At 57.5% G+C, this 22,899-nt stretch carries 24 protein-coding genes and 2 pseudogenes; 7 read left to right on the forward strand and 19 right to left on the reverse strand.

Features of this window, described 5'->3' with window-relative positions; all coding sequences use genetic code 11:
- Window positions 1-259 (forward strand): annotated as a pseudogene (locus tag I8N66_RS25110) (hypothetical protein); the annotation flags it as partial.
- 97 nt (window positions 260-356) lie between these two features.
- Here the strand turns inward: I8N66_RS25110 and I8N66_RS25115 are convergent.
- From I8N66_RS25115 to I8N66_RS25130, 4 genes are all read right to left on the reverse strand, one after another.
- Entirely contained in the window at window positions 357-560 is a 204-nt protein-coding gene (locus tag I8N66_RS25115) for a cold-shock protein (protein ID WP_065377544.1), read from the reverse strand.
- 349 nt (window positions 561-909) lie between these two features.
- Window positions 910-1,374, reverse strand: coding sequence for a helix-turn-helix domain-containing protein (locus I8N66_RS25120; protein ID WP_291159558.1), 465 nt, complete (start codon window positions 1,372-1,374; stop codon window positions 910-912).
- Window positions 1,375-1,982: 608 nt separating this feature from the next.
- Window positions 1,983-2,417, reverse strand: coding sequence for a hypothetical protein (locus I8N66_RS25125; protein ID WP_291159497.1), 435 nt, complete (start codon window positions 2,415-2,417; stop codon window positions 1,983-1,985).
- Window positions 2,410-3,123, reverse strand: coding sequence for a ParA family protein (locus I8N66_RS25130; protein WP_291159500.1), 714 nt, complete (start codon window positions 3,121-3,123; stop codon window positions 2,410-2,412). The genes I8N66_RS25125 and I8N66_RS25130 overlap by 8 nt, the downstream gene beginning before the upstream one ends.
- A 633-nt stretch (window positions 3,124-3,756) precedes the next feature.
- Here I8N66_RS25130 and mobC point away from each other — a divergent pair.
- Genes mobC through I8N66_RS25145 form a run of 3 tightly spaced genes read left to right on the forward strand, consistent with a single transcriptional unit; the run spans window position 3,757 to window position 6,816 of the window.
- Window positions 3,757-4,158, forward strand: a complete 402-nt coding sequence (gene mobC, locus I8N66_RS25135; RefSeq protein ID WP_291159503.1) for a plasmid mobilization relaxosome protein MobC — start codon at window positions 3,757-3,759, stop codon at window positions 4,156-4,158.
- A 3-nt stretch (window positions 4,159-4,161) separates the two neighbouring features.
- Complete coding sequence (locus I8N66_RS25140) at window positions 4,162-6,597, forward strand: conjugal transfer protein TraA (protein ID WP_291159506.1); 2,436 nt, start codon at window positions 4,162-4,164, stop codon at window positions 6,595-6,597.
- A gap of 6 nt (window positions 6,598-6,603) precedes the next feature.
- Window positions 6,604-6,816, forward strand: a complete 213-nt coding sequence (locus I8N66_RS25145) for a hypothetical protein (RefSeq protein ID WP_291159508.1) — start codon at window positions 6,604-6,606, stop codon at window positions 6,814-6,816.
- A gap of 162 nt (window positions 6,817-6,978) precedes the next feature.
- On the opposite strand, the gene I8N66_RS25150 is transcribed toward I8N66_RS25145, so the two are convergent.
- The 15 genes from I8N66_RS25150 to I8N66_RS25220 form a co-directional block, all read right to left on the reverse strand.
- Entirely contained in the window at window positions 6,979-7,959 is a 981-nt protein-coding gene (locus I8N66_RS25150; protein ID WP_291159511.1) for a hypothetical protein, read from the reverse strand.
- Entirely contained in the window at window positions 7,956-8,099 is a 144-nt protein-coding gene (locus tag I8N66_RS25155; RefSeq protein ID WP_291159514.1) for a hypothetical protein, read from the reverse strand. The genes I8N66_RS25150 and I8N66_RS25155 overlap by 4 nt, the downstream gene beginning before the upstream one ends.
- 207 nt (window positions 8,100-8,306) lie before the next feature.
- Window positions 8,307-10,394, reverse strand: a complete 2,088-nt coding sequence (locus I8N66_RS25160; RefSeq protein ID WP_291159517.1) for a type IV secretory system conjugative DNA transfer family protein — start codon at window positions 10,392-10,394, stop codon at window positions 8,307-8,309.
- Window positions 10,391-11,419 carry a P-type DNA transfer ATPase VirB11 gene (gene virB11 / locus I8N66_RS25165; RefSeq protein WP_291159520.1) on the reverse strand — a complete coding sequence of 343 codons (1,029 nt, stop codon included), beginning with the start codon at window positions 11,417-11,419 and terminating at the stop codon, window positions 10,391-10,393. The genes I8N66_RS25160 and virB11 overlap by 4 nt, the downstream gene beginning before the upstream one ends.
- A complete protein-coding gene (virB10, locus tag I8N66_RS25170; protein ID WP_291159522.1) occupies window positions 11,400-12,611 on the reverse strand; it encodes a type IV secretion system protein VirB10 in 1,212 nt (403 codons plus the stop codon). Before virB10 ends, virB11 begins: the two co-directional genes overlap by 20 nt.
- The gene (gene virB9, locus I8N66_RS25175; protein ID WP_291159525.1) at window positions 12,608-13,420 is read right to left on the reverse strand and encodes a P-type conjugative transfer protein VirB9; all 813 of its coding nucleotides are present in this window, start codon (window positions 13,418-13,420) and stop codon (window positions 12,608-12,610) included. The genes virB10 and virB9 overlap by 4 nt, the downstream gene beginning before the upstream one ends.
- Window positions 13,417-14,112 carry a type IV secretion system protein gene (locus I8N66_RS25180; RefSeq protein ID WP_291159527.1) on the reverse strand — a complete coding sequence of 232 codons (696 nt, stop codon included), beginning with the start codon at window positions 14,110-14,112 and terminating at the stop codon, window positions 13,417-13,419. Before I8N66_RS25180 ends, virB9 begins: the two co-directional genes overlap by 4 nt.
- 25 nt (window positions 14,113-14,137) lie before the next feature.
- A complete protein-coding gene (locus I8N66_RS25185) occupies window positions 14,138-15,166 on the reverse strand; it encodes a type IV secretion system protein (RefSeq protein WP_291159530.1) in 1,029 nt (342 codons plus the stop codon).
- Window positions 15,167-15,182: 16 nt separating this feature from the next.
- On the reverse strand, window positions 15,183-15,410 hold the full coding sequence (locus tag I8N66_RS25190) for a hypothetical protein (RefSeq protein WP_291159533.1): 228 nt from the start codon (window positions 15,408-15,410) through the stop codon (window positions 15,183-15,185).
- The gene (locus I8N66_RS25195; RefSeq protein WP_291159535.1) at window positions 15,400-16,101 is read right to left on the reverse strand and encodes a type IV secretion system protein; all 702 of its coding nucleotides are present in this window, start codon (window positions 16,099-16,101) and stop codon (window positions 15,400-15,402) included. Before I8N66_RS25195 ends, I8N66_RS25190 begins: the two co-directional genes overlap by 11 nt.
- Before the next feature lie 11 nt (window positions 16,102-16,112).
- The gene (locus I8N66_RS25200) at window positions 16,113-17,201 is read right to left on the reverse strand and encodes a lytic transglycosylase domain-containing protein (protein WP_291159537.1); all 1,089 of its coding nucleotides are present in this window, start codon (window positions 17,199-17,201) and stop codon (window positions 16,113-16,115) included.
- Window positions 17,198-19,657 carry a VirB4 family type IV secretion/conjugal transfer ATPase gene (locus tag I8N66_RS25205; RefSeq protein ID WP_291159541.1) on the reverse strand — a complete coding sequence of 820 codons (2,460 nt, stop codon included), beginning with the start codon at window positions 19,655-19,657 and terminating at the stop codon, window positions 17,198-17,200. Before I8N66_RS25205 ends, I8N66_RS25200 begins: the two co-directional genes overlap by 4 nt.
- A gap of 2 nt (window positions 19,658-19,659) precedes the next feature.
- The gene (locus I8N66_RS25210) at window positions 19,660-19,959 is read right to left on the reverse strand and encodes a VirB3 family type IV secretion system protein (protein WP_291159544.1); all 300 of its coding nucleotides are present in this window, start codon (window positions 19,957-19,959) and stop codon (window positions 19,660-19,662) included.
- A gap of 2 nt (window positions 19,960-19,961) precedes the next feature.
- Window positions 19,962-20,306 carry a TrbC/VirB2 family protein gene (locus tag I8N66_RS25215; protein WP_291159547.1) on the reverse strand — a complete coding sequence of 115 codons (345 nt, stop codon included), beginning with the start codon at window positions 20,304-20,306 and terminating at the stop codon, window positions 19,962-19,964.
- 11 nt (window positions 20,307-20,317) lie between these two features.
- Window positions 20,318-21,277 carry a lytic transglycosylase domain-containing protein gene (locus tag I8N66_RS25220; protein ID WP_291159550.1) on the reverse strand — a complete coding sequence of 320 codons (960 nt, stop codon included), beginning with the start codon at window positions 21,275-21,277 and terminating at the stop codon, window positions 20,318-20,320.
- Between the two features lie 159 nt (window positions 21,278-21,436).
- On the opposite strand from I8N66_RS25220, the gene I8N66_RS25225 reads away from it, so the two are divergent.
- The 3 genes and pseudogenes from I8N66_RS25225 to I8N66_RS25235 form a co-directional block, all read left to right on the forward strand.
- Entirely contained in the window at window positions 21,437-22,045 is a 609-nt protein-coding gene (locus I8N66_RS25225; RefSeq protein ID WP_291159553.1) for a hypothetical protein, read from the forward strand.
- Window positions 22,042-22,578: a thermonuclease family protein gene (locus tag I8N66_RS25230; RefSeq protein ID WP_291159556.1), complete on the forward strand. Its 537-nt coding sequence runs from the start codon at window positions 22,042-22,044 to the stop codon at window positions 22,576-22,578. Before I8N66_RS25225 ends, I8N66_RS25230 begins: the two co-directional genes overlap by 4 nt.
- Window positions 22,575-22,899: pseudogene (locus I8N66_RS25235) on the forward strand (thermonuclease family protein); the annotation flags it as partial. The gene I8N66_RS25230 and the pseudogene I8N66_RS25235, both read left to right, overlap by 4 nt.

The raw sequence follows: 22,899 nt of genomic DNA on the forward strand, positions 1-22,899 counted from the left end.
TTCCGGTCCTTCTCTGATCCCGCCCTTGGAAGTGGATCGCCCGAAGGCTATCCCGAAAAAAACAAAGCTGAAGCGCCAGGGCTCGGCGCTCCGTGGTCGTCCCATTGGCAGCCGGACGGATATCGCTACTCCCCAAGCAATTGACGACCTTGCCGCACTCGAGGAAAAGAACCGTCAGCTGAAAGGGCTGCTCGCGCAACGGCTTCGGCAGGAAAACATCCTGCTCCAAAAAATGCTTGAACGGTTCGAAACAAACTGAATGGTGGTTCGCTGACCTTCGCTTCGAAGGCCAGCGAGTCCTTCGTTGAACCACAGCTCGCGACGTTCGACGTTGTCACTGTTGTACAGTTGGCAACTCAGGCTGATCTGACGTTTTCGGCTCGCGATTTTCCTGTCTTACGGTCCTGGCCAATGTCGTAGCTGACCTTTTGGCCGTCTCGAAGCGGACTGCCGCCTTCAACCGCGGACACATGGACAAACACGTCCGTTCCACCGTTCTCAGGTGAGATGAAGCCGTAACCCTTGTCTTGATTGAAAAACTTAACAGTACCGATCGCCATCATCATCCTCGTTCACTGTAGTGGCTCTGCAGTCGTGCGAAGCCTATTCACCCTCTTGGCTCACTGCAATCACGCAAACGGGTGAACTTCGGTCCGCTCTCGGTTGTGGATAATGAGAAACCCCTAAAATTAGAGGGAACAAAAGTAGGCGGGGACCAGAACGAAGGCGCAACCATGCCGGCAGTTTCGATCGTGGCGATTGCAACAAAAAGTCGAGTAAATTTGAAAGGAATATCGCCGCCCGCCGATTCTAGAGGTCGGGCCCCATTGTACCCGCGTTCGAGGTCTTAGCTGATGCCGTGATGGCTATTATCCAAGAGCAGGAAGCAACCAGGATGCTTAGCGGCCTTCACCCCCTGCTCGTAGCCACAGTGTCCGCCGACGGTTCCGCCGGCGTCATGCGCTTCAGGAGCCCGATCAGATCGCGCATGGTATCATGCGGTAAGTGTTCAATGAGCCTGGTTAGCGTCCGGCGATCCTCTGCCTCTTCCGGTGTCTTGCCCCACAGGTGGGGAGCGGTTTCGAAAATCATGTCGATCGGCATGAAGCCCATCAATTCACAGAGATGAATAAGGCGAGGAACCGTCATGCGTGACTCGGAACGCTCGTACCTTCCATAAACGGACACGGAAAGTCCAAGCAGCTGCGCCAGCTCGGCGCGGGAAAGCCCCTTGTCCTCACGCGTTTTCTTGAGAAAAGCGGATATGCGCTCGTCCATCTCGTGCGATGTTTGAATACCGTCGAAGCCAGTCTTGCGATAGACGGGCCTCTCCAGTTCTGGATCGTTTGTTTCCACTAAATCCCGCGCGCTCATATAGCTGCTTAAATCACTCACCGATCATACCCTCTTATGCAAGCCGCCCTCGGCAGCCACTATGCACCAAATTGCATCGATTTGCCTTGCTCCATCTCAGATGAACGCTTCGGAGTCCACTATCTTTTTGGGGGGTATTTTCGATGGTGAGTTTCCTTCAGGCGGTGAACCGAAATGCTTCAACATTGCCCGGAGCTTCGAGCCTATTTGCATCTAAGAGAGAGCAAACAGGAGAAAAACGCAATTAGCGATTCTTAGCGGCTACCATCTCCAACCTTCGGGATTTGCATTGAAAACAGCTGCAATTTCTCTCTCGCGCTAATCATGGCGAGTCGCGCCGCCAGCTCGCAAGCGAGTTCTTCGTCGGAAATTCGAAGGCAGCGTCTGACGTTCAACTCAGAGCCAATGCGATGCTCAATGATGTCCGATTTCGCCATACGAACAGCTGCGACCTCGCTTCAACGTCGGTTGGCCACGTAACGTCTCGGGCATGGCGTCAGAAGGATCCTCTTGAGGCAATATGCTCTCGGTGAGGCTTTCATTCATGTCGTCGAGTGGCCGAGACGAGGCGCCTCGAGATGGTCGCCGAAGAGAATAGCGATCTTCTATCAATAGCCGTTATCTTTGAGGTATTGATCGATTGCCGCCTGCATGATCTTGGTCATCTTCACGTCGTTCTCGAAAGACGCTCTTTCCAGCCGTTTCTTCGTCTCATAGTTCAATGGGCAGTTGACGTAATGTTTGGATTCGCGATCGTGCGCCCTCTTCAGGTCACGCAGCCGAACTCTCGAATCTTCTCGTTGTAGGGCTTTGCTCACCGATCGCTCGCGCCGGGCTTCCTCTGTCGGCGCTATCAAGCGGCTTGGTCTTTGCTCAGCCTCAAGAAGGGATGCAGGTGCGTGAGGCCGGTTTTCAGCGCCAGCTTCCTCTGACGCCCGCTCCGGGCTCAGGTGAGCATCATCCCGTTTCGCAGCTGGGTCCACTGTACGGCTGCGACGCGGTGCGACCGCAAAGTCTGAAACCGTTGTTTGACCCTTAGCCATTGGCCGCTACCTCATTCTGTCCGGAGAGAAGGTCTTCGATGTTCTGAACCAGGCTCATCACTTCGGCTCTCGCTTTTTTCACCGGATCCGTGAGGTCCAGCATTTGCAGAGTACCGTAGCCATTTCGGATCTCACGATAGCAATTGCGCTCCATGAGTTCGGTCTCGAGCAGATAGGAGTCGTAGCCACCTTCCCGAAGGTTCTCCACAAAAGGTCTGATCAGTCGATACGCTTCAAGTGCTCTGGCCGGCAACGTTATCCTGGTGACTAAATTGGCGTGGGGGATCAGTCGTCCTACTTTGTCTGAGATATCCGCCGTGTCAGCCGCGGCCTGTCCCGCGGCTTTGATCTCGTCCTGGTTCGGCTGGATTGGCGTGAGCACGATATGTGATCCGGCGATGATCGCATCTCTCAGAACGGTGTCCTGGCCGGGAGAGTCTATCAGGACGACATCGAACCTGTTCGCGTCAATTTCCAGAAGCTGTTCGACAGCGGTTTGGCGCGCTGCGGTGACCAGCTCAATGTTTTCAGGAAGGTTGTCTTTTGCCTCGCTGCGTTTCCACCATTCCTGCAGGTTTTGCCGACCGTCGGCATCGACGAGAAGGACGCGCTTTCCCTGAAGGGCGTATTCCCCTGCGATCAGGATTGCCGCTGTCGTCTTTCCGGCTCCGCCTTTGCCGCTCACGGCTGAAATGCATAGAGGCATATGCGGCAACTCCTCTTGCCAACCGATACGTGTCTCGGCCGCGGCTGTTCAGGGCCGAGAACGCACAGATGATGTGAGCAATCGCTCACACGATATCGCAACACGCTACTACCATACGGTGTAAACGATCTCTGCTATTAAACCAAGTCTGCACCATGTGAATAATCATCCCCATGATGTGTCGGTGTGTACATGTGACCAGATCGTGTGGAATCTCCGTGCTGCTAACCCGTGTGGAATTTTCACACGAAGCCCCTGCGGCTGCTCCTGCAGGCGCCGTCAGATCAGTGAACCTCGGAGCCGCGTAAGGCCGGCTTTGACGCTCGCACGGAAGCGGCAAGGGCGAAGAGCGGAGCGTCCCTTGCGGCTGAGTACGAGGGGCAGACGAAGGCCTTCAGAAGCGGATTTCGGAGGTGAACCCTGGTGAGCGTTTCCACGTTTAGAGGCCGGGCGAAGTCCCGGCCCTAAGGAATTAAACGGGCGAGCGAGGCGAGTGCGGCTCGAAGTTGTTACGTTGAATTTTTATATGGTGAGAGTGGCAGGATACGGAAAAATGTGCTACGCCATTTCCTGCAATCGAGGGACGAGCCCTCGATCATTTGTCGCAAGCGCCAGTAGGGGGCCAACGGCCAAATGGATGAGGGGAAATTCAACGCTCTTCTTGAGCCGCCGAAGAAGGATCGCACTCTGCACGTGCGCGTCACGGATGACGAGCATGCGGCGATCGAGACGGCCGCCGCCGGCGCCGGCATGACAGTCTCCAGCTTTTTCCGTTCCCTGAATTTGGAAGGGGCGGGCGTTCGGCCAATCCTGACCGGCGATGATCGCCTGGTTATGGCGGCGCTACTTGAGGACATGCGGATGATCGGTATCAACCTGAACCAGGTCGCGAGAGCGCTCAATAGCGGTCGGGGCGTCCATCCGAGCGAATTGGACATCAACCTTGAGAACGTGCAGCGGGTTCAAGCCGCCGTCATGAGCGAGCTCCGTGCCCTGACCCGGCGAGCTGGTTATCAGCGCCGAGGGGAGAAGTAGCGTTTGGAATTCTTCTTCGGCGCATTCACCAGTGAGTGGGAGCAGCGGCGCGCAGCACTGTTGCAGGAAATGTCGTCTGGTGGGCGTCGTGCTTCGGCCGAGGAAGAGATGCGGAAGCGCCTGAATCAGTTGAGCCAACTTGGCTCGGCTGGTGGCGGCGGAGGCTCCGGCACTTCTGGTGGTCGAGGGGGTACAGGGAAGGGGCGGAGTGCGCCTAGATCACAAACAGCGGCGGCGAGCGTAGCTGGCCGACCGATGGGGGTCAGGCTGGCGGCAGTCGCGAAGGGCAGCCAACCCGCCGTGGTGAAAATGGCGTCCTATGGCGGCGGCGCTCGCGTCGGTGCCATGTTGAACTACGTGTCTCGCGGCGGGGAGCTTAAGGTCGAGGACGAGAGTGGCCGCATCCTGGACGGACGCGAAGATCTCGCCCGTGTCCGGGGCGATTGGGATCACCTTTTTCAGAACCGGGCCGAAAGTCGAGACATCGGGAGTTTTACGATCGAAATCGCGACTTCGGCCTTCGAATCCGACGAGGCAATGCACGAGCTGGTGCGAACCTCGTTGACGAGCGGCTTTGGCGATCGCCGCTATGCCTATGCCGTGGAAAAGAACGGCGACGGCTCTCTGACGGTTCAAGGGCTCGTAGTGCTCAGGAGCGGGCAGGGGGAGCGGCTGACGGGCGACGCCAAGGCGGCAGCAATCATCCAGAGCCGATACGACACCAGCGCGGCCGCCAGTGATGCAGGGGCCAAATTCTCGTTTCAAGGTTATGGCAATGGCGTCGAGTTCGGCGCCAGCCGTCTGCGCGACTTGGTCGAACGGTATCAGGACCTCCGCGACGATCGCGGTCGGCAAGTCGCTGACGAGAAGGCGGCGAGTGGCTTGGCACAGAAGGAATGGCGCGGCGAGCTGCACAGCCGGAAAAGCCGAGACGTGATGCATGTCATCATGTCGGCGCGGGCCGGAACGGACGTCGTGGCATTCGAGGGGGCGGTGCGCGAGTTCCTAGCGCACCAGTTTGCCGGACATCGATATGTCTTTTCCATGCACGATCCTGAGAGCGACCCGAAGGAGAAAGGAGAGGGGGGCAAGCGTCCGCATGTTCATGCTCATGCGATCGTCGCTATGAAATCAGATTCCGGTGATCGCATCGAAACGACGCCGGCTGTGTTTCGGGAGTGGCGAGCCGTCATGGCCGAGAAGGCGCGCGACCATGGCATCGAGATGGAAATGACCGATCGACGTGAGTTTGCCAGCCCACCGGCATTTACGCGCACTCAGGTTCAACCGGTGAACCGGGAAGGCCGTACGGAGCATGTCGGGACGAGCGAGGCGGCGCAGGCGCGATATGACGCAAAGCGCAGCGGCCGACGGACGATCCCTAAAAGCGACAGGAGTCGGCGATACATCATAAAGGTGCAGAACTCGTGGCAGAAGATCGCTTTGGTGAGTGGGGATCGGCAAGCCGTTGCCTATGCCGCAAGGCATGGAGAATACTTACAATCTTGGCTTTCTGCGACGCAGACAGAAACCAGCACCACCGTAATTCATGCTGATTTTGGATCGAATTTCCGCACCAATTTGATTACATTGGAGGAAATGGTTTTGGAGGGTCAGGAATTGCGCGAAACGTCACGAGCAGAATTTGAGGTTTACGAGAAAAAGGTGGAGACGGCCTTGTTCAAGCTCGAACGCTCTGTCGCGCCAGAGGATCGGGCTGAATTTGATGAAGTCGCGGGCCTGGCCCGTGATTTCGTCAACCAGAAGCGTGAGTTGGTAGAACTCTACGAGCAACGCAAAGAGGCGTTGGCGGAGCAGGGCGTCGAAGAACCGCGTCGTGACCCGCGTGATCCAACCAATGCCGAATGGGATGCGGCGGTCGCGAAACACGGTCAAGCTGTGGTCGACGCCGGCAACGATGCCATGGTCGACATTGACCACTACCGCGACGGTCTCGATCGGATCGAGTCAGGCGAATTTTCGGCCGACCGCAAGGACGTAATGCAGGCTAGTTTTGATCAGGCGATTGAGAAAGCTGCTCAATTGGCTGTCGAAGGTAACAGCTACGTTCGCGAAGTGGCTGAGCATGATGCCGATCTGCAGCGAGCGATCGGTCAGGCGGAGACCAACATCGGTAGATCGACGGGAGCGCCACCTGCGACCCCGGATGTTACCGTCGAGCAAGAGCGCGGTTTGCACGGCGAGGAGGAAGATCGGTCGTCGCTCGACAATGACGCCCGAGAAGCCCACGACCTCGCTGCTGCTGTCGAGGCTACAAATCGCCTCCAGGATCGCCTAAATAAGGATCGGGAAGCCGCGCAGCGTAGTGGAGAGACAACACGTACAGATCCCGCCCAGCAACACATCCCTCGTCTCGAGGAGCTTGAGCGGGAACAGACTGAACAGAAGGAACGCGACCGCGACGATCGGGACCGTTAAACGGATATGTTGAACGACAACCGCCAACCATACGTCGTCCAGAGCAACGATCCCAAAGGTGACGAGGGGTTCGGTAAGTTCTTCGGTGCGATTATCGTGTTTGTGATGTTTCTAGGGTTCGTCCAGGTGGCCTACGAATTGATCATGGCCTGGTATCAGGATACGACGGCTTGGCTGAACGATACGGCGGCTTATCTCGCCGGCTTTTGGCCCTTCTAAGCTCGCTACATTTTTCGAGATCGGCGCCAAGGGCGCCAATCTCATCGCTCGGAACTGACTGCAGAGTGGCGTGATCGCGAGAGTGGCGTGATCGCGCGCCAGAGGTCATGGCGACGTCCCTTGACCCGGCCTACCTGTCGGCTCTACTCCCTCGAAAGAGTTTCAGCACTGAGGCCGATAAGCCGAACAACTCGCAGCTTCGTTGACCCCGACTTCAGTTTTCCGAATTTTGCAGAACACGGGCTTTTCCGTTACGTCCAACCCGGCATATCGGCACAAGAAGCAACACTTCACGGGAACGCCTTCTTTAAACGCCCTTCGCGCCTCGCTCTCATAGCCGCCGGTGGCGACCAAATGTTCGACGATAGTTTGCGGTAAGACGCGGCTGTAGATAGTCGATTGGCGATTTCGCTCTTTTGCGACTTTCTCTGGCGTTGCGGTCAAGATGCGCGACTTGCCGCTCTTGTACACGAAGAAGCCAGATAAATCGGAGCTGCAGTGAGCTAGGCAGGCGACTTCCACCGGCTTCTGAAGCTTAAAATTGTAGGTGTCGACATTGTCAGCTCGCGCATCAATGCCCTTCGCGAAGTTCGCGCACTGATCCTCATCAGTGACAGAAACTTCGATGATTGGTAGTCCGCTGCTTATTTTGGCCGGCTCGCACTGGTGCGTAACTGCGACTTCGATAAGCAACTTTTTGTTGCTCGACGATGTGAGCAGGACGTCTGCTACGAACCCATCCACTGCCACTTCTTCCTGAGCAACATCGAAGTAACGAGTGAGATCGATGTCGCGACGCCCCATCGGTTGCTCGCAGATGAGCCCCAACTCATTTCGCCAGCGAGTGCAATGGCGCCCTACGGCCAGAGTTAGAGGATATGACCTCTGAGACTGGACTGCAGCCTGGAACCCCTCGAGTACATGTTTCTTGGCGAGAGCGTGGAGATAGGTCTCGCGAGAACATGGCGCTTCGCCCTCAAAGCGATGGCGAAAGTGCTTCTCGCGACGCAGGCCGAGTACTGGAACCAAACCGCGCCTACAACTCAAGCAGGTGAACTGCTCTTTCTTTAAGGGCAGATCTCTGGATAGGTCCAGAATGTCAACGGTCCCGCCGCTTGCGGATTGCGCGTACCGATACTTCATGAGCGTACGCTCCTGAACATCGCGTCGGCATCGCGGACGACTTCGATCTCCTCCAACGAGTTAAAGAACTCAACGATCGACGGCTGTCTGTCTGTCAAACCAGCGTCAGACATCCGCCAAAACGAATCCAGGTCGCGCATGGCACGCCCTCCTTCACGATTGTTTCGGGGATTTCATCAGCCTAATCAGCATTGCTGACGCTGGGTTCTTCTGGGCGGCTTATATTATGGTGCCAGGCGCCGCTTTTAGCTCACATGCACGACTCGTACTTTAGGTGATGCTACTTGAATTGGTCAAGTGGACGCCCGCATTCAGGTGGACGCGTAAGGCAGAAGCGAGCCCCTAAGCTATTCGGCCGGCGCATCGACTTCGACGGGATCAGGCACAGTCGCGTTGAAAATATCGATGAAATTCCGGCGCGTCGTAGGTGACCTGGCACCAAGCTTTTCGACTTTTGTTGCGACAGTTGCCTTGAGCTGGTTGGCCCGCGTCTTCAATCGCTCTTCAATCGCCTTGATCCGGGCTTCCATGGCGACCAGGTGAGCCGGCGCTTCCGCGTCGGTCACAGCTGCCTCCGCTTTTGCCTTCGGCCTCAGCGCCTTTTTGTTGACGGCTCGCTTGGCGGGTGGATCCTTGTTGGCATCCGCTGGACGATCTTGGTTGTCGGCCGGGTGATCGGCGGTCGCGGTCTGCTTTTCTTCCTTCACAGGCGGAGAAGGGGCCATTGCGGAGGGGGCTCCGCCATTGGCATAGTCCGAAGTCGTCGCCGGCACGGGCTGCGGCGCCAGATATTCGACCTCCGGCACGTGCGGAATGTGTGCTTGAGAGAACGCCTCTGCCGATTTGAAAGGCTGCGTTTGGAAGAAACGAAGCTTTTCTCCGAATATCGGCCGTTGTCCCTCAATGAGCAGGATCATCTTATTCTCCGGCATTTGCCGGACTTCCTGCGGCATCATTAGATCGCGCTCCCGAATCTGCTCTACCTTCGTGCGACGGGGCAGACCCAATAACTCGATTGTTCGAGATTCCGACTGGTAGCGGATCGTGCGCTTCCCGAGCGCCCGGGACGCATACTCGGCGGTGGCCTGATCATTGGCGCCGAGGACGAGCTGATAGCCGCAATTGCCGAGCAAGGAATGCCTCGAGGTTTCGCCGTAGATCTCGTCAAGGTTCTTCAGGTCCTGGATGATGAAGGCGAGCTTGATGTTATAGCCGGCCACATAGGGCAGCTTCGTCATGATCTCGTCCATCCGCTTCAACTGCCGAAATTCGTCGAGCAGGAAGTACACGGGGAGGGAGTTGGGATTATGCTCAAGTGTGAGGATATCCATCACTTGCTGAACGAACAACGTCAGGAGCGGACGCAGCAGAGTGATGTCGGTGATGTTTGGCGCAAGGTAGATCGAGATGGGCCGGCGCTTCATTGCGCGCAAATCCATGTCCGTGACATTGGTGGCGGCGACGATCCGCTCATTTTTGAACGGCCGCATCGCTTTCTGAATGTCCAACAGGGCTGAGGCTGCCGCCCGCTCGGACAGAGCGATGTAGGAATTGAAGCTCTCGATGGTGAACTTCGACAGGTAGGGCTCTTTTTCCTTAATGTACTTCATGAGCGCCTGCAGATCGGCGCCGCTGTTGAAGAAGGAGTTGACCTCGCCGAGATTTCGCCGGTCCTTATAGAACAGGCTTTCCGTGATGTAGCTGATGACGCCAGCAAGGACTTGCTGTGCGGTCGCTTGCCAGACTGAGTTTTCCGACTGTGTATTTTCGGGCACCAGGATGCTGGCGATGTTTTGTATGTCGGTCGTCCGATTTCCGCGCTCGGAGCGCACGAAATCGAGCGGGTTGTAACGGTTGGTAGTTTCCGAGCCCGGTGCGAACAGGAAGACCTGGCTTCCATTCTGACGCCGATAGCCCGCGGTTGCCTTGAACACCTCGCCCTTGAGATCGGTTACGATCATCGAACCTTCATGCATGAGCGCATTCGGGATCACATATCCGGCGCCCTTGCCGGAGCGCGTCGGGCCGATGATCAGGTGATGCCGGTCGTCCTTGGTGCGAAGAATGCTGCGCCCGATGCGGCCGAAGATATGGCCCTGTTTGCGGAACCATTTCCCTCGGCGAAGCGAGGCCATGTCCTGAAAAGCAGCGTCTCCAAGGGGGTTGGTGATTGGCTTGAGACCGATGTAAGCGACGAGGCCGGCAACCAAAACCGCCGGCGCGATCGAGCCAAGCGCGACCTTCTGCAGGGAAGGGCTCGTCCGATAGAGACAGAATTGTTGGATTGGTGCAATAGGATTGCTCGTGGTGGTCGTTTCGAGAATCCGGCCGTCTTTGTAGAAGAGCTGAAGACCCAGGCCGTACCCAAGCATCCAGACAACGAACGCTATCCCGACGCAAAAGAGAAGATAGAAGGCCTGGAGCCCCTTGGTCATGTTTCATCCCGGGCATAAAAGATCTCAGAAACGCCGCGCTTGCCGCCCTCCCGGCGGAGCTGGATGACGATCGGGATCACCATCTGGATATACGACATGAGATCCTGCTTGGAGAAACCGGCCGACATGCCGGCCTGCTGCATCATCATGGCGAGCTGCTCATAGGCGCCCATAGGCGTATCCGCATGGACCGTGGACATGCTGCCCGGATGGCCGGTGTTGATTGCACGGAGAAAGGCGAAGGCCTCGGAACCACGAATTTCGCCGACGAACAGGCGGTCCGGGCGCATGCGCAGCGACGACTCGAGCAGGTTCTGAATGGTCACATCCGCTGTGCCCTGGTCGCCCTTCGATGCAATCATGTGAACCGCGTTTGCTTGCGGCGGGAATAGCTCTCGCGTGTCTTCGAGCGTGATGATGCGTTCATTTGAGTTCACGCTCCTCAGGCAAGCGTTGAGGAATGTCGTCTTACCGGAGGAAGTACCGCCACTGATCAGGATGGAAACTCGCTTGGTGATGGCGGTATAGATGAATTCATAGATCCGGTTTGCGCGCAGATGTCCGATCAGCTCCCGGTCAATGTCGCTGAGGCCCCCCACGGCCACCGATACCTTTTCGAGTGAGCCGTTATCGCGATACTCCTCGAGCGTGAAGTCGTTGACCACCTGCTTGCGGATCGAGATCGAGCCGCCTTCGGGGGCCGCCGGCGGCAGGACAATCTGAATACGCTCACCAGTGGGGAGCGCGGCGCTGAGGATCGGCTTGGCACGGCTGATAAACTGGTTGGTTGCCGCAGCAACGCGCTCACCAATGTTTTGGATTTCATCGATCGTCAGCGTTTCGATCCGATGATGCTCCATATGATCGGCGCCGAACCGTTCCACGTAGACGTGACCCGGCTTGTTGACCGCGATCTCCACCACCTGTGGGTCGTCAAGAAAATGCCTGATTGGTTCGAGGGCGCGATTGAGGAAGTAATGCGGATCGCGCCTGATGGTACTGGCGTTACCTGCCGCGACGTTCACGTTGAATCTCCTTCATCGCTTCGGTGACCGGATCATCGTACATGGCGCCGAAATCGAGGTCCTGACGCACATAGACAAAGACGCGTTCGCCTTGGCTGACGCTGATGGTTGGAGGAATGCGGAGGTTTTCGCCCAAGACCTGGTTGGCCATGTCGGAGAAGGTCTCGGCGATCGTTTCGCGGGCCAGCTCTTCGCCGCGCTGTGCGTCGCTATCGTCGTCACCGAACGCCTGGTCGCTCCCATACCCCGTCAGGAAGCTGGCGCCAGCACCGACGACCGAAAGCATGATCGCCGAGCCAAACCGCTCACGCCATTTGTTGTCGACATGGCCGGTCAAACCAGAGCGACCCAAGCTGTCCGCACCGATCGAGTTGAGCCGCACCGAGACGCCGTCGTCACGAAGAAGCCGGGTCCATATGACAAAAATGCGTTTCTGCCCGCGTGTCACTTCGGACTGGTATTCGCCGATGAGACGCGTCCCGGTCGGGATCAACACGCGCCGGCCGTCGAATGAATAAACGTCCTGCGATGTGATCGCACGAATCTGACCGGGAAGGTCACTGTTGATAGCGGTTTCGAGAATTCCGGGGATCAAAGTTCCTTCCGGTATCATCGCGTCGATCCGCTCGATCTGCCGAGCCTTCGCGGTTCGGTCGGCAAGGCTCGAGGCCGCAGCCAGGTACTTGCTGTTGCGATCCTCGCCGGCAACGGACAGTCCGGTATCTCCTTCATCTGACAGACTTCCGCTGCCTGTCCCGTTCCCTTTCTGATCAAGCGAGATCAGGCCGGACTTAAAGCGGTCGGGAAAGTCCTCGACAGGGGCTATCTTTGGGGTTTGTTCAACGACCTCAGGGGGAGCAGGAACTTTAAACTCGGTCGTATCGACGGGCGCTTCTTCGACCGCCTCAGGAGGTTCAGGGAGCTTGATTACTTCTTGCTCGGGCTGCGGCTGCGGCTTTTCTTCGTCCCGCACGAATGACGGTGGCCGGAAGGTCGTGGTTTGAAACTCCTCGTCGCTATCAGCGACGTCACGCGGCTTTTCATTGGCAGCGGCAAGGACGAAATAGGCGGCGACAGCTCCGCCCACAATGAGGGCGGCCATGCCAAGGGATTGATTGCGACCGACACGGCGGTTGCTGACGGCCGTCTCGTCGGCCGCCGTCATGGCTTCAAGTTCGGGGCTCATCTTCATTCGTTGCCGCTCCTCCTACGTTTCGCCGCCTTTGTGTCGTGGGCCGGACCGAGAATGTCAGGGTCCGGAGCGCCGAAGTCGGGCTTGCGAAGGTTGAAGATGCATGTCCACTGGTTGCCGTCGCGCAGCGTGTATTGCGTCGCAACACCATCGACAACGATGTATTCGCCCTCTTTCCTGAAATTTCGCAGTGTCTCGGAAAAGTCGGTCTGGACCGCAAAGATCGCCGGAACCCGGCTGCTGAACTTGAAGAAGGTCTTCTTGCCGTCATCAAAGATCATTGCCGGCTTCAGCGCCGGGTCGCCGGAAAACGAATAGTCGATGTTGACGTTCGCCTTGTCGATGTTCGACATGTTCGGGTTTGCAGCCCGGTACTCGGCCTCCTTGCGCAGCGATGCGTTCAGGTCCTTCTCGGGGTACACGAAACGGATCCCGAACACCTGCTTGCCGTCGGTTGGAGCATGGTCGTTGAGCTCGAGAAAGTAGATCCTCTTGCTGGTCACAACGTTCATGTTGGTGGCGACATTCTTCGCGATCGGCTTCACGAACAGGATGTTGCCTTTCTCAGACGGGGCAACCTGCCAACTGTCGGTGTCGCCAAGCGAGATCGTCTCGAACTTTTCGTCCTCGTCAAAGATGATCATGGTGGAAATGCCGTAGGTCGCCGAAACCTTCACGACGTTGTTGGACTGGTAGACGACGCTGGTCACGCGTGAATCGAGAGAGCCGGGACGGGGCGCTTGCGCCGCATAGGCGTGAGTCATCATCGCGGCCGCGCTCGCGGCCGAAAGCAGGAAGCGTTTCATCACTCAGCGCCCCCTTGCGTCACCGTCTCCTGGTCGCGGCGATAGTTATAGACCTGGAAGCCCAAGGGGTTCTCGAAGCGCCATTCATTGGTCGCCGGCGTGTCCGTATAGCGATGGCGGACGACGGAAATGTAATGCCGGACGATGGAGTCCGTGTCCGATTTTTCGGTGGTCGAAAACCGGACCAAGGCCGTGCTCGCATTCGAGAAGGTGACGGACTTGATATCAACAGTCACATGTCTGTTCTTGCCCAGGACCTTTGCCGGATTGTTGGGATTTGCTGCGCTGTAGAGCTCCTGCAGCTCGCGGGCTGCATCGCCAGTCGACAGCAGGGCGGCAATGCCGAAGTCCTGCTCGATGGCGAAGGGGTCGTAGCCTTCACGCGATCGAATGTAGCGAACGACATAGGCCTGAGTTACGGCCTGTTGGTCGGTGAGGTTCGCCGGACGCGTGAGACCGGTCTTGACCTCCATATAGCCCGTGTTTTTGTCGACCTCGACGATGTAGGGTTCAAAGCTCTTCAGCGGGACGAGCATCACCAAAGCTGTCAATGACAGCAAGGTTATCGCTGCGAAAATCGTCGTGACCATCCAGGCGAGCGTGCGCGATCGCTTGGCTTTCTTCACGATCTCCTGTTCCCAGCGATCGCCATCCTGAAAATAGCTCCGAAGAGCTGTTTCGTTTGTATCCGCCATTCGTTCTAGCCCTTACGTTCGCCTCTCAGCGAGGCATGCTGTTGTTGCTGATGCGGTTCTGCATCGCCTCAGCACTGGCGTTTCTAATGTTGGCTTTCATGCCTTCGTGGGTCCGCGCCCTAGCTTGCATGCCTGCATTGCCAACTGCTCCCGCCACCCTCCGCCCTTCTTTGAAGGCTGCTCCTGGTGCCGAGATTCCGGCAAACCGGCCGACCGCCCGAGCAACGTTGCCGAGGCCGGCTGCTACGCCGCCGGTGATGCCCTGGGCGAGAACCTGAATGTTGAAGAGGACGAACGCGCCAGCGGCGCAGAGCAATAGGAACGCAGAGATGTCGCTGAGCTGAAGGCGCCTTTCGCTTGCAGCGCTGCTGACCTTAGTCAGTTCCGGGTCCATTGCTGCGATCAGGAACGCGGCCACGACATAAACGAAGAGCGGAATCAACGCGTACATCAGCACCTGTTGGAACCAGGCGACGCCCAAGCCCCTTGTCTGGTCGAACAGCATGCAGCCGATGAAAATCGGCGCTGTCCCGATCAGGACCCACATCATCACTTTTGCGAGCAGTAGGATCGCCAATGCCACGGCGATGAAAACCGCCACGGCGAACATGATCAGAATGCCAACCATCGAGGGCAGCACCGAAAAATATCCCGACTGTTCCGCAAACGCGGAAGCGGCCTCGTTGGCGGTCCTCCAGATCATCGATAGGCCGTTTGTCGGCTCCGTGATGCCGGTCCCTGTGGCGGTTAGGATCGCCCGGCCGACGTCTTCCGGCGTGTCGTTCAGCCAGGAGTAGAACAGCGTGTTGAAGTAATCCCACTCCCTGACGAGCGCGAGGATGATCAACATACGGGTCACACGTCCGATGATCTCGCTAACGCTGACGCGCGCAGTCCCCATGAAGAGTTGCAGCCCGTAGTAGCCCACATATGCGATGAACATGATGGTCAGCAGCGGCACGATTTCGTCGCCGACGATCCCGTATGCTCTTGCTGAGAAATTCGCGCCAGTCTGTTCGATTCTATCCAGCAGCGCGCCAAGGAAATCGTTCATCGCTGGGAACCCTTCCTCATTCAGTCGCCATCGCGTCGATTGCGGCGAGGGCCGCTGCCGCCTCGCCATTTACACTCGTCATAGGGCCGCATTCCTGACGAGGATCCGGCGCGTAAGAGGTCAGATTGGCAGGCCTCTTGCAGGGCGCGGTCTTCTCTTTCGCGGCCGTGCCGCAACCGGCGAGGCCGGCTGCGATCACGACGGGAAGCAGAACCTGTGTCGTCAGGATGATCTTACTGGTCACTATAGGTGAGTGCCTTCTTTGAGTTGGAGATGTCCGTCAGGCGACGCTGGTTATCGGCCTGGAGGGAGGACACGGCGCCGTTCATCACGCCGATCAATTCGTTGACCGTCAGGCCGGCTTGCACTTGAAGCTGAGTATTCTGGTCGATCGAACCCTTGATATCTTTGGCTTGACCTATATTTGCACCCGCTTGCTCGAAAGATGTTCGGCGGGTCTGGACGGCCTTTTGCGAGCCGGTGACGAGGGCGGCGACACCGAGAACGGTGTTGACCATTTCCTCGTATGACGTGTCGCCCGAAAAAGAGCTGCCTGCCTGGCCGGATAGGTTTTTCACGAGTTGCAGGCCGTTGATGAAGGTTGTGGCGACCTTGCCAACATCACCGCCCATGCTGCCGAAATTCGGCACGCCGCCTGACATAAGGCTGTCGAAGGACGGCATTTGGGAGACGCTGAACCCATTGCCAATGGCAAGGTTCTGCATCTGGTTGGCGTCGCTACCGCGATCACCGGTCACCGCCTGAAGGGTCTCCTGGACCGTTTTCAGGACTTCCTTGTTGGTGCCAAGAATCTTGTCGGTCGTCGCCGACGTTTGCTGCGCAATCTTAAGATTGGCGCCGTCGATGACCGGTACTTGGGCGAGAGCTGTGGATGCAAAGGCCAGCGAATAGGCCGTCAAAATTAAACGTCTCATCGCAGTTCTCCTCATTGAGCGTTCAACATCAGTTCTACGTTGGCCTCACGTTCACGCTTCTGGACGCAAGTCTTCTCCGTCGGGCTCCATTCAAGCCCTTCCCGTGGGTCGCAAAGACCAGTCGTTTCGCGGTTCGCATTGGCTTTTTCAGTTCGGAAATCGCTCGTGCGCGACGATCCGGACAGGCCGCCAACATCGACGGCGCTACGAGAGTTCATGAGATCCGCCATCGTCGTGCCAAGACGAATGACCTGGTTCATCATTTCGAGGTTGGCGTTGCGAGCGCCGGAGTTGTGGTCCCAACTGTCCTGGACCGTGCCGCTGTACAATCCGCCCAATTGCTGCAGCCATGACGCGACGTTTCCGCTGCTCTCGCCGACCGCCTGAGAGGTCGCCAAGGATTTAATCGTGGAGTCGCGCATGCCGGTGAAGGCCGTCGAGCCACCGCCGTAGTTCGCCGGGATATTGGCAACATCGGAACCGCCGAAGGCCGGCAGCCACTTTTGGGTGATGTTTGCGACGTATCCTTGCGTCTCTTTGAAAGGGGGAATCCCGCCATACTTCTGGACGTTTCCGGGACCGGCGTTATAGGCGGCCAGTGCCAGATTGGTGTTGCCGTTGAAGCGGCGAAGTTGTTGCTTTAGATAACGCGCACCACCCCGAAGATTGTCTTCGATGTTGTGGGGATCGACGCCAAGGTCTTTTGCCGTGCCCGGCATAAGCTGAGAGAGCCCGATCGCACCGACGGGCGATTTCGCACAAGGATTGAAGCGGCTTTCCTGGTAAACAAGCGCCATAAAGAGCTTTTCATCGACACCTTCCTCCTGAGCGACACGCTTCACCAGTCCGGTAATTTCCGGATTGGCGGTCGCTGCCGAGGCTGGATCGCCGCCTCGCCCAGGCCGATAAATCGAGCAGGTCACCCCTTTGTTGACCGCGTACCGATCACTGTCGGTCTTTTCAATTTCAGTCGTCGTCTGGTCGCGCGTGGTGTCGGTCTTGAGAACTTTGTCGTCGATTACGGGCACCTGAGAGAGCGCCGGTGCGGTTTCGACAAGCGACAGTGCAGAAATTACCCACAAAGCAGGACTTTTCCTCATTCGGCCTTCTCCCATCCGCAGAATTCAGCCAGCCAGTTTTCAGGCTCGTCGCCATGCCGTTCGCGAAGTGCTGCACATTCCTCAATCGTCTCCTTTCGCCCCGAGAGCACTTTCACGAGATCGGGCATGGTGGAGAGATCGAGCCGAGCAATGACCGAGTCATTGCCGTGTTTGATGAGAAAGGTTCGCTTTTCGGGTGGGGTATTCTTAATGAAGTTGAATTCCTTCACCGTCAGGCCAAAACGCTTGATGTAGCTCTCTTCGTCGGCGCGGGGGTTCGGGAAGTGGATGTTGGTTGCGGACTGCTCGATCAAAGTGTGTGAGGCTTTTGCCTTAGCGATATCCGCCGCGGACTGAGTGCCGAAACCAACAATGCCGTTGAGCTTGCGGATGGTCTTCATCTTGTCGACGATGAACGCCGAAAAGGTCTCGTCCATGAGGAGCTGCCAACCTTCGTCCATGAAGAACATGACGGGGTTTCCGTCCAGCAGCTCATCCAACCGATGATACAAATACATCAGCGCCGGTGTGCGCAGGTCCTCGTTTCCGAGAATGTTCGTCATGTCAAAGCCGAACACACTCCGGCCCGAGAAGGAGAGGACGTCATGCGCGGCGTTAAAGAGCCAGGCCTTTTCGCCGTCGATCCAAGGCCGAAGGCGCGAATGAAGATCGTTGGCATCCGCCCGCGACCGACCTACCAGCAACCCGGCCAGGTTCGGCAGATTTCGCTCCGCGGCAGGCTCCTGCATCAAACGGACGATTGCCCGTTCGAGAGTATCCTCGTCTTCCTGTTTGAAATCGCTCCGAGCTCCGGAGCGCAGCATTGCCTTCAGCAGCCGAAGCAGGAATTCGCGGTTCGGGCCGGTATTCTCGAGCTGCAGCGGGTTGAAGCCGGTCGGCGTGCCTGGCGACAATACCTCATATGAGCCTCCAATCGCCCTTACAAAGATCTCCGCACCACGGTCCTTGTCGAAGAACACGGACTTTGGTGTCGGTGAAACGCGCATCGCCTGCGCGAGCAGAAACGTTAGTGCGACGGTCTTACCGGAGCCGGTCGGCCCGGTGACAAGGAAGTGGCCGATGTCACGGCGATGGAAGTTGAACCAGTATGGCGTTTGCGACGTCGTTTCGAGGATCGTGATCGGTAGTCCCCAATGGGTGCGATCAGCCTGCCCCGTTGCGAAATTGTGCATCGACGAGAGGCCGGAGAAATTTGCACTCGACAGCATTGCCTTGCGCGCAAGATAGCTGTGGTTGCCGGGTAATTGCGCCCAAAAGCCCGCTTCGAGGTTCAGGTCCTCGCGAAGCCAATTGATGTTCATGTCAGTCAGGCACGCACCGAGTTCAGACACAGTGCGGCTGACGCCGGCGAGGTCGCGGGACAAGCACAGCAGCGAAAGATGGTGGAAGCCGAACACGGCTTCCTGGTTCATTAGGCTATTGAGCGCGTAGTCGATGTCCTCCTCGACCGCGCTGCCGGCTTCATCCGATGCCCTGATTTGCCGTTGCAGACGACTTATCCGCTCTTGCGCAATCGGCTTGTCGGCGATGATGAAAGATTGCGTCAGAATGAACTCATGGTTCACCTGCAGCAGGCCATCCAACATTCCCGGTCCCGTAAAGGGCGGGTATTCCTTAATCGATAACAGTGCGCCAAAACGGGTATCTTCGTCGACTGCCGCCTGAGCCTGCATTGTCCGCTTACTGAAATGCAGCCGCGACGTGCCGACATAGTTGCGGATGCCCATGCGCGGCAGGCGCATTTTGCGCGGCACACCACAGGTCAGGATCGCATTGATGAATTCGCAGGGCTCGGAATAGGGTTCGCCCTGTTCCTTCTTTTCATGCCCCTCGATGGTCGCCTCGTCGTCATTTCTGCGACGATAGGTAATTCCAAGTGCTCGGGCGCCGTACTTATGCAGGTCCCGCACGATGTTGCCGATCAGCTCTTCAAGCTCGGAAACATCTTCACGGGTTTGCTGGACCCGCGCGTCTTTGCTGGCCTTGTCGAAGAGCTTCTTTAGCGAGTCGCCAAGGCCGAGAGCACCCCGCATCCCAGACCGCACGATGGTCAGATAGATCTCGTTCGTGAACATGCGCTTGTGACGCAGTTGCTCAACGTAACGCCTATTCAGCAGATCGCAGAATGGCTCGTTGAACGCGCCACCGATCTCGGTTTCGACTTCGCGGCGGATTACAGTGGACCAAAGGGAATAGCGGCTCGACCCCAATGCGCGGATCATCGTGTTTTGCACAACGGACCGCATGTTAAGTTCAGCCTGGTCCTCAGTTTGGAAAAACAGCCCATCCAGTTTGATGACACTCAAGAGTGAGCCGTTTTCCAATCCGATCACAGTGTCGGAGACCTGTCTGACGTAGGGTATATGGGTCGACATGGGCCGCTCGTTGCTAGCGACTCGTCCAAATCCAAGCTCTTCTTTTACGACTTTCAGCATGATCACGGTCCGTAAGAGTTGGTGCCCCAAAAACGCTTGTTGGGCGTGCGGGGCGTCTTGCGAGACGTCACCTGCAGCACGTCGAGGATTTTGTTGTCCCAGGTGCAGAGGGAGAACAGAACGATGTAAGCGACCGGCGCGATGATCAGCGCGAGGAAGTGGTTCGTCGCCAGCCAGCCGATAATGGTGACCCCGACGATCAGCACCACCGCCATGTATGGCACGCCCCAAAGCGTTGGAGATCGAGTTAACCCGATCACCAACGGAGTAAGAGCCGGCTTTTCGTCGGAGAACTCGGTCATGCTCAGTTGCTGCCGACGGACGAAATCATCTGGTCGACGATCGCCGGGGCTCCGAATACAAGACCAATACCGATAACAACCGCACCCGCTGTGAACCACGAGAGACGGCCGGCAAAGGCGAGGAAGCCAAGGCCGATGACAGCAATAATCGCCATCAGGCGGCCGAACGGGCCGGTGATGAAGTCAACGATCATCTGGACGGCCGTTTGAAGTGGCGCAAAGGCGCCTCCGCCGCCTGCCTGCGCAAAGGCAACGTCGGCGCTGACAACCTGAATCGCGGCTACCATGCCGAACATCGCCACAAGCTTCAGCGCTTGAGATTTGTCCCTCTGTAGACCCGTCTGCATATGTCTCTCCTTTAGAAGTGCATTACCCCACCGACAAACGTGCCGGTTTTCTTCACGGCGATGACACCGGCATCGCCGCTGTCACCCGCATCTGAGGCCGCTTGCGAAGCGGCCATTCTCGCCTTGCCTTTTGCCGAGGGCATTGGAAGCCCGAGCTGGTAGTTCACCACCTTGGCGACGTAGCCGACGGTTTCCTTGAACGGCGGGATACCGCCGTGCTCATAAATCCGCTGTTCGCCGCTGTTGTAGGCGGCCGCAACAAAAAGGGGGTTTTGAAACTCGTCGAGGAGCGCCCGCAGGTACTTCACTCCGCCCTCGATATTCTGAGCAGGATCACAGATGTCCTCGACGCCAAAGCGTGCAGCCGTTGCCGGCATGAGCTGCATCGGCCCGCGCGCGCCCTTTGGTGAATTGCGACTCTGGTCAAAAGCACTTTCCGCCCAGATGATCGCCGTCGCAAAACGCTCGTCCACACTGTATTTCCGTGCCGTCCGGACAACCAGTGATTTGATTTCGTCTGTGCCCAGCGGAGAGGGACCGCAGGTTTGTGCTTCGGATTGGCCGTCCTCAGTCGGCTTGTATGCACCAATTTGCTCTAAGTTTTCGGTCGGATGCTGTAAATCTCCAGACCTAAGGGTGCCATCATTTGCAGATGGTCCGCGGCTCATTTGTGCAGCAATTTGGTTCGATACCCCCAGATTGTGGAGGTCCTCTTGCGCTTCGGTCGCTGTTTTCACAACGCCGTCGGCGCCAAAGACGAAGTCTTTCTCGGATCCGGACCAACGCTCCTCGAAATTCGTCGCAAGGGTGGGCTCGCCGCGTTTTTCAGTAATCCATTGATTATTTGCGATATTTTGACTTCTTTTGCCGTCTTTTGTGTGAGCAATCCCACCCGAAACTATCGACAAGAGAGCGGCGCTGACAAAAGCGTACCTGCCCGAAATGCCTGCTTTTCTAGCCCTTTTTTCCATCGTCCTCCGCCTGACTTGCGCTGTTGTGATTGAAACAAAAACTGTTTAAGTTGGTGCGTGCACGACATCGATTTGGTGCAGCGATACAACTTTTTGCAGATCACTGAAACCCCCTTTTGCCGGGGGATCTGCAGAAGCAATTTGGATAAGGGCTAGAAAATGAAACGGACCATCATTGCCGCACTCGTAGGTGGTGTAATGACAACACCCGCTTTGTCTGCCTCGGACATCGACAAGAACTACATCAAGTCACTGGCAGCGCCGGGTAAGACCGTGCTGGTGATCGAGTACTACGACGGAAGTGGCAAAGTCTCCGATCGCAAGGGTTACGCGACCACGGCCGAGTTCAAGGCCGTATCGCCCACGGACTTCCGCGTTGACGACAAGACGACGCTTCGCCTCTACGGGCTTGAGCCCTGCAAAGGTGAAATGGTCAACCGCAGTGAAGACTTCGCCGGGAGCTGCGACGACTTTGCACAAAAGCAGCTCCAAATCATGCTGCAGAACCCAAAGGTCGTCTTTTGCCGCGCGTTCGTGAGCGAACAAGGCGCACACCTTCAGAACGCGACTTGCTACGGCTATTACAATTTTCCTGGCAGTCTCGACTCTGTCGATATGTTCGAGGAGCAACTGCTATCGCTGGGCGCGCTACGCCTGTCGCAGAAGCCTGACGGAACGCCTGCTCGCTCGGATCTCACCAAAGCTGAGGAGATCGGGCAAAAAGGCTCTTTCGGGATGTGGGCCGATCCAAGGGTAAAGGGGCGATGAGAGAGGTTCTCATTCTCCTGCTGACCCTTTTCCCGACATCCGTCGCCGCCGCGCCAGATGGATATTTCGATCTGCTGCCTGGCGTCACTTTGGAAACCGGCGATACGTGGACGTCGGATGGCAAGCGCTACCGGCTCTATGGCGCTCAATCCTGCCTGCGCGGCACATCTTACACGGACAAACACGGGCAGAAGCGCGATTGCGGCGAGGCCTCCCTTGCCGTACTCGCGGCATACATCAAAGACACCAAGCCTGTTTGCGCGCCGATCGTTAAAAAGGACGGTATCGCCTACGTGGTCTGCTACGCGACCGTTGGAAAAGGCCGGCTCGATCTGGCGAATGTGCTGATCACGAGCGGCTACGCCTTCGCGGCCCTCAACGGTGAGGGTCTGCCCTATCACGTTCCCTATGCTGTGGCCGAGCAGCTTGCCCGCGACAAGCGCGCTGGCCTTTGGCAGTTCGAAGACGTTCGGCACCCGGCCATTCTCCTGAGCCGTGAGGTCAATGCGCGCAATAAGAAGGCAGATCCATGAAGCGATACCTTACCGCAACCGTGGTTCTCACCGCGATCATTCTGCCAGCTACTGCGGCTGACCTCGTCGGGAATCCCGATGCAATTCGACGGCGGCAGGGCGACGCTCCGGCCGATGCATATCCGGTCTTTAAGGGTCGTGTCGCGGTCATGGATGGCCGGACACTCTGGTATCCGCAAATCGCCCAGCGTGTCCGCCTCGCCGATATAGACGTCTGCGAGCTGCCACAATGGGCACTCGACCCTAAGTGGCTGGACCGCCGGCGACAACAAGCCCCTGCGCCCGTTCCCTGCGGCCCACTTGCAAAGTCCTGGCTCAAAC

This window comes from Ensifer sp. SSB1, assembly GCF_016652895.1.
In the GTDB taxonomy this organism is placed as follows: Bacteria; Pseudomonadota; Alphaproteobacteria; order Rhizobiales; family Rhizobiaceae; genus Ensifer.

Coding starts and splice junctions, on each gene's coding strand:
- I8N66_RS25185 (WP_291159530.1), bottom strand. CDS start 15,166: ATGAACGATTTCCTTGGCGCGCTGCTGGATAGAATCGAACAGACTGGC.
- I8N66_RS25145 (WP_291159508.1), top strand. CDS start 6,604: ATGTTGAACGACAACCGCCAACCATACGTCGTCCAGAGCAACGATCCC.
- I8N66_RS25120 (WP_291159558.1), bottom strand. CDS start 1,374: ATGAGCGCGCGGGATTTAGTGGAAACAAACGATCCAGAACTGGAGAGG.
- I8N66_RS25125 (WP_291159497.1), bottom strand. CDS start 2,417: ATGGCTAAGGGTCAAACAACGGTTTCAGACTTTGCGGTCGCACCGCGT.
- I8N66_RS25150 (WP_291159511.1), bottom strand. CDS start 7,959: ATGAAGTATCGGTACGCGCAATCCGCAAGCGGCGGGACCGTTGACATT.
- I8N66_RS25115 (WP_065377544.1), bottom strand. CDS start 560: ATGGCGATCGGTACTGTTAAGTTTTTCAATCAAGACAAGGGTTACGGC.
- I8N66_RS25180 (WP_291159527.1), bottom strand. CDS start 14,112: ATGGCGGATACAAACGAAACAGCTCTTCGGAGCTATTTTCAGGATGGC.
- I8N66_RS25160 (WP_291159517.1), bottom strand. CDS start 10,394: ATGACCAAGGGGCTCCAGGCCTTCTATCTTCTCTTTTGCGTCGGGATA.
- I8N66_RS25195 (WP_291159535.1), bottom strand. CDS start 16,101: ATGAGACGTTTAATTTTGACGGCCTATTCGCTGGCCTTTGCATCCACA.
- I8N66_RS25210 (WP_291159544.1), bottom strand. CDS start 19,959: ATGACCGAGTTCTCCGACGAAAAGCCGGCTCTTACTCCGTTGGTGATC.
- I8N66_RS25230 (WP_291159556.1), top strand. CDS start 22,042: ATGAGAGAGGTTCTCATTCTCCTGCTGACCCTTTTCCCGACATCCGTC.
- I8N66_RS25215 (WP_291159547.1), bottom strand. CDS start 20,306: ATGCAGACGGGTCTACAGAGGGACAAATCTCAAGCGCTGAAGCTTGTG.
- mobC (WP_291159503.1), top strand. CDS start 3,757: ATGGATGAGGGGAAATTCAACGCTCTTCTTGAGCCGCCGAAGAAGGAT.
- virB10 (WP_291159522.1), bottom strand. CDS start 12,611: ATGAAGATGAGCCCCGAACTTGAAGCCATGACGGCGGCCGACGAGACG.
- I8N66_RS25200 (WP_291159537.1), bottom strand. CDS start 17,201: ATGAGGAAAAGTCCTGCTTTGTGGGTAATTTCTGCACTGTCGCTTGTC.
- I8N66_RS25220 (WP_291159550.1), bottom strand. CDS start 21,277: ATGGAAAAAAGGGCTAGAAAAGCAGGCATTTCGGGCAGGTACGCTTTT.
- I8N66_RS25225 (WP_291159553.1), top strand. CDS start 21,437: ATGAAACGGACCATCATTGCCGCACTCGTAGGTGGTGTAATGACAACA.
- I8N66_RS25130 (WP_291159500.1), bottom strand. CDS start 3,123: ATGCCTCTATGCATTTCAGCCGTGAGCGGCAAAGGCGGAGCCGGAAAG.
- I8N66_RS25205 (WP_291159541.1), bottom strand. CDS start 19,657: ATGCTGAAAGTCGTAAAAGAAGAGCTTGGATTTGGACGAGTCGCTAGC.
- I8N66_RS25155 (WP_291159514.1), bottom strand. CDS start 8,099: ATGCGCGACCTGGATTCGTTTTGGCGGATGTCTGACGCTGGTTTGACA.